The 4,134-nt window shown below is 72.6% G+C and carries 3 protein-coding genes; 1 reads left to right on the top strand and 2 read right to left on the bottom strand.

What is annotated here, in order from left to right; translation table 11 throughout:
- Positions 1–92 precede the first annotated feature (92 nt).
- The gene (locus P2P98_RS09105; protein ID WP_275799346.1) at positions 93–569 is read left to right on the top strand and encodes a hypothetical protein; all 477 of its coding nucleotides are present in this window, start codon (positions 93–95) and stop codon (positions 567–569) included.
- Between the two features lie 268 nt (positions 570–837).
- On the opposite strand, the gene P2P98_RS09100 is transcribed toward P2P98_RS09105, so the two are convergent.
- Together P2P98_RS09100 and P2P98_RS09095 are read right to left on the bottom strand one after the other, a co-directional pair.
- Positions 838–1,509: a response regulator gene (locus P2P98_RS09100; protein WP_275799345.1), complete on the bottom strand. Its 672-nt coding sequence runs from the start codon at positions 1,507–1,509 to the stop codon at positions 838–840.
- The gene (locus tag P2P98_RS09095) at positions 1,506–4,034 is read right to left on the bottom strand and encodes a DUF4118 domain-containing protein (protein WP_275799344.1); all 2,529 of its coding nucleotides are present in this window, start codon (positions 4,032–4,034) and stop codon (positions 1,506–1,508) included. The genes P2P98_RS09100 and P2P98_RS09095 overlap by 4 nt, the downstream gene beginning before the upstream one ends.
- Positions 4,035–4,134 lie beyond the last annotated feature (100 nt).

Here is a 4,134-nt window from a genome sequence, read left to right as displayed (position 1 = left end):
GGCCGCAGGGACCCGTAGGGATCGCCGGGCGCGCCGTATGGGAGTCGTGAGACTCCCGCACCCCGCCGTACGACCGGCGTAGACCGGATGCCATGACCCTCACGGCTCTCCTCCCCACCCTCCGCTCGAGCATCCCGGCGCCCTTCGACGCCGCGGCCTGGCCCGCGGGCTCCGCGCCCACCCTCGACGACGTGACCGTCCGCGCGGTGTCTGTCGGGCGGTACGCCGAGATCTGCGGCACGCCCTGCGTGTGCACGGGACCGGCGGTGATCCCGGCGTCGGGCGGGGTGGCATCCGCGAGTCTGTCGACCACCGTGGTGGTGGCGACGGTGACGGATGCCGGACCCGCGGGGCTGCGCCTCGACGCGTGCGTCGCGGGGGCCGAGGCCGTTTGGCGCGAAGCGCGACTGATCGGTCGCGTCTCGCACGCTTATGACGAGCCCTTCGCGGTGTTGGACGCTCACGGCTCGGCCGCGTGCGGAACGGTCGTGCTGCCCGGGGATGTGCACGTCGGCGACCGCGTCGCCTTCCCCTGTCCCGGATGCCACACCGTCGGCGAGGTCCGCTGATGCTGCTGCACTCGATCGTGTACGCCTGCCGCTGCGCACGGGTGCAGGCGGAGTTCGAGGGGTGCTCCGCCGGCGACGAGGTCGAGGCCGAGCGGAACTCCTGAGTTCTCGCTCGGCCGAGTGGGCGGGCGCGACGCGGGGGCGTGCGAAACTCCGGAGTTTTCGCTCGGTTGAGGCCGGAACCGGGGTGTAAGACGGCCGACGGCGCGGTTTCTCCGGAGTTCGGCCCGGCGGGCGGATGGCCCCGGCCGCGGCCGAACCCGCCGCCTCACACCACCAGCCGATACCCCATCCCCTGCTCCGTCAGCAGGTGCGTCGGGTTCGACGGGTCGGCCTCGAGCTTCTTGCGCAGCTGCGACATGTACAGCCGCAGATAACCGCTGTCGGCGACCTGCTCGCTCGCCCAGATCTCCTTGAGCAGCGTCTGTCGCGTCACCAGCGACCCGGGATTGCGGGCGAGGAACTCCAGCATCCGCCACTCCGTCGGGGTGAGGTGCACGCGGGTGCCGTCGCGCAGCACCGCCTTGGCGGCCAGATCCACCTCGACGTCTCCGAAGCGCACCACCGCGTCGCCCGAGGCGGGAACCGATCGCCGCGCGTGCACGCGGAGCCGCGCGAGCAGCTCGTCGATCTGGAACGGCTTCGTGACGTAGTCGTCCGCCCCGGCGTCGAGCGCGTCGACCTTGTCGGCCGAGCCCGTGCGTCCCGACACGACGATGATGGGCACGCTCGTCCACCCGCGCAGCGCCTGGATCACCTGCACGCCGTCGAGGTGTGGCATCCCGAGATCCAGCAGGACGATGTCGGGGTGCGCCTGGGCGGCGAGGGTGATCGCCGCGGCACCGTCGGCCGCGGCCACGACGTCGTACCCGTGCGCGCCGAGGGTGATGCGCAGCGCGCGGACGAGCTGCGGGTCGTCGTCGGCGATCAGAATCTTCACGGTGCGTCCTCTCGGATCCCGGATGCCACGGCCTCGGCATCGCGCTCGGCGATCGGCAGCGTCACCACCATCGTCAGTCCGCCGCCCGGGGTGTCCTCGGGGACCAGCGTGCCGCCCATGCCCTCGGCGAAGCCGCGCGAGAGCGCGAGACCGAGCCCGAGGCCGGCGGTGTTGTCGGTGTCGCCGAGCCGTTGAAACGGCGAGAACATGTCGGTGCGACGCTCCGCCGCGATGCCGGGGCCGTGGTCGATCACGCGGATCTCGGCGATCCCGCCCAGCCGGCTCGTCGCGATGCGCACGCGGACACCCGCCGGCGTGTAGCGCTGCGCGTTCGCGAGCACGTTGACGAGCACGCGCTGCAGCAGCACCGCGTCGGCTCGGAGCGCGGGCAGTTCGGGGTCGAGGGCGAGCTCGACCTCGTCGGGACCCAGGTCGAGTTCGTCGAGCGCCGCGATCACGACATCGGCCGCGTCGACGGGCGCGAGAGAGATCGCGAGCACTCCCGCCTGCACGCGGCTGACGTCGAGCAGGTCGGTCACGAGCACCGAGAGCGTGGCGAGGCTCTCGTCCGCGGTCTCGATGAGTTCGCGCCGGTCGTCGTCGGAGAGATGGTCGCCCGCGGCGCGCAGACCCCCGAGGGCGGCGACGGCGGATGCCAGGGGCCGGCGCAGATCGTGGCTCACGGCCGAGAGGAGGGCGCTGCGGACCTGGTCGGTCTCGGCGAGTGCCCCCGCCTCGGCGGCGGTCTCGGCGAGGTCGGCGCGTTCGAGGGCGGCGGCGAGCTGAGCGACGACGACGTCGAGGAGGCGGCGGCTGCCGGCATCCAGATCTCCGCCGTGCAGTTCGAGGGTGGCGCGTCCGTCGCCGACCGGGATCGCCGTGCGCCGCCCGTCGCGGACCGGCTCGCCGTCGGTCGCGAGCACGCGTCCGTCGGCGGCGATGAGCCGCACGCCGGCGAGGCCGAACGCCTCGCGGGCGCGACTGACCAGCGCGGGGACGGCGACCTCGCCGCGGAGCACGCTGCCGGCGACCGTCGCGAGCAGTTCGGCCTCCGCCGAGGCACGGCGCGCGGCACGGGCGCGGCGGGCGGCCTGGTCGACGACGACGCTCACCAGCATCGCGATCACGACGTAGAGGACGAGGGCGATCGCGTGAACCGGGTCGCTGATCGTCACCGTGTAGAGGGGCGAGATGAAGAGGAAGTCGAGGGTGAGCCCCGACAGGACGGCCGCGAAGACCGCCGGCCAGATGCCGCCGATCAGCGCGACGATCACGACGAGCAGCTGGTAGCTGAGCACGTCGGTCGTGATCGAGTCGTCGGAGCCGGTCGCGAGCAGGAGCAGCGAGATGATCGGGCCGCCGAGCAGGGCGGTGACGAAGCCGAGGACGCGCCGCTTCCTGCTCAGCGCGGGGCCCGTCAGACGCGGCAGCGCGAACCGGCCGCCCGCGCGGGCGTGGTTCACGATGTGCACGTCGATGTCGCCCGACTCGCGGATGACGGTGTTACCGATGCCGGGGCCGGTGAGGGCTGCACCGAGGCGTCCTCGTCGGCTCACGCCGATGACGAGCTGCGACGCGTTCACCGAGCGGGCGAAGTCGACGAGAGTGGTGGCCACGTCGTCGCCCACGACCTGGTGATACGTGCCCCCGAGCTGTTCGACGAGGGCGCGTTGCGTCTCGAGAGCCCCCGGGTTGCTCGTTCGCAGACCGTCCTGCGTCGACACGTGGACGGCGAGCAGCTCGCCACCGGCCGAGCGCGCGGCGATGCGCGCCCCGCGGCGGAGCAGCGTCTCTCCCTCGGAGCCGCCGGTCAGCGCGACGACGACGCGCTCGCGCGCCTGCCACGCCCCCTCGATGCCGTGCTCGGTGCGGTAGCGCTGGAGCGCGGAGTCGACCTCGTCGGCGAGCCACAGCAGCGCGAGCTCGCGCAGGGCCGTGAGGTTGCCGAGGCGGAAGTAGTTCGACAGCGCCGCGTCGATGCGTTCGGCGGGGTAGACGAACCCGGCCGACAGGCGATCGCGCAGAGACTGCGGCGCGAGGTCGACGACCTCGATCTGGTCGGCCGCGCGGACGACGGCATCCGGAACCGTCTCGCGCTGCGTCACGCCGGTGATCTTCTCGACGACGTCGTTCAGCGACGCGATGTGCTGCACGTTGACGGTCGTGATGACGTCGATCCCCGCGTCGAGGATCTCTTCGACGTCGGTCCAGCGCTTGTCGTTGGCGGAGCCGGGAGCGTTGGTGTGCGCGAGCTCGTCCACAAGGGCGAGATCCGGATGCCGCGCGATCACCGCCGCGAGATCCATCTCGTCGAGCGCGACTCCGCGGTGAGCGACCGTTCGACGCGGAACGACCTCGAGGCCGTCGGCTTGCGCGGCGGTGGCGGCTCGACCGTGGGTCTCGACGACCGCGATGACGACGTCGCGTCCCTCGGCGGCGAGCCGTCGCCCCTCTTCGAGCATCTCGTACGTCTTGCCGACGCCCGGGGCCATGCCGAGCAGGACGCGCAGCTTGCCGCGCTTCACGGCCGCGCTCCCGCGCCCCGGGTCCCTGAGGTTGTCGAAGGGGCCGGTCGTGGGGGCGTTCCGGGGGCTTCGACAGGCTCAGTCACCTCCGGTGCTCGAG

The sequence above is a fragment of the Microbacterium sp. Kw_RZR3 genome, from assembly GCF_029222405.1.
Taxonomy (GTDB): domain Bacteria; phylum Actinomycetota; class Actinomycetes; order Actinomycetales; family Microbacteriaceae; genus Microbacterium.
The sequence above is the reverse complement of the archived record's forward strand: the minus strand, read 5'-3'. Positions and strand labels throughout refer to the sequence as shown.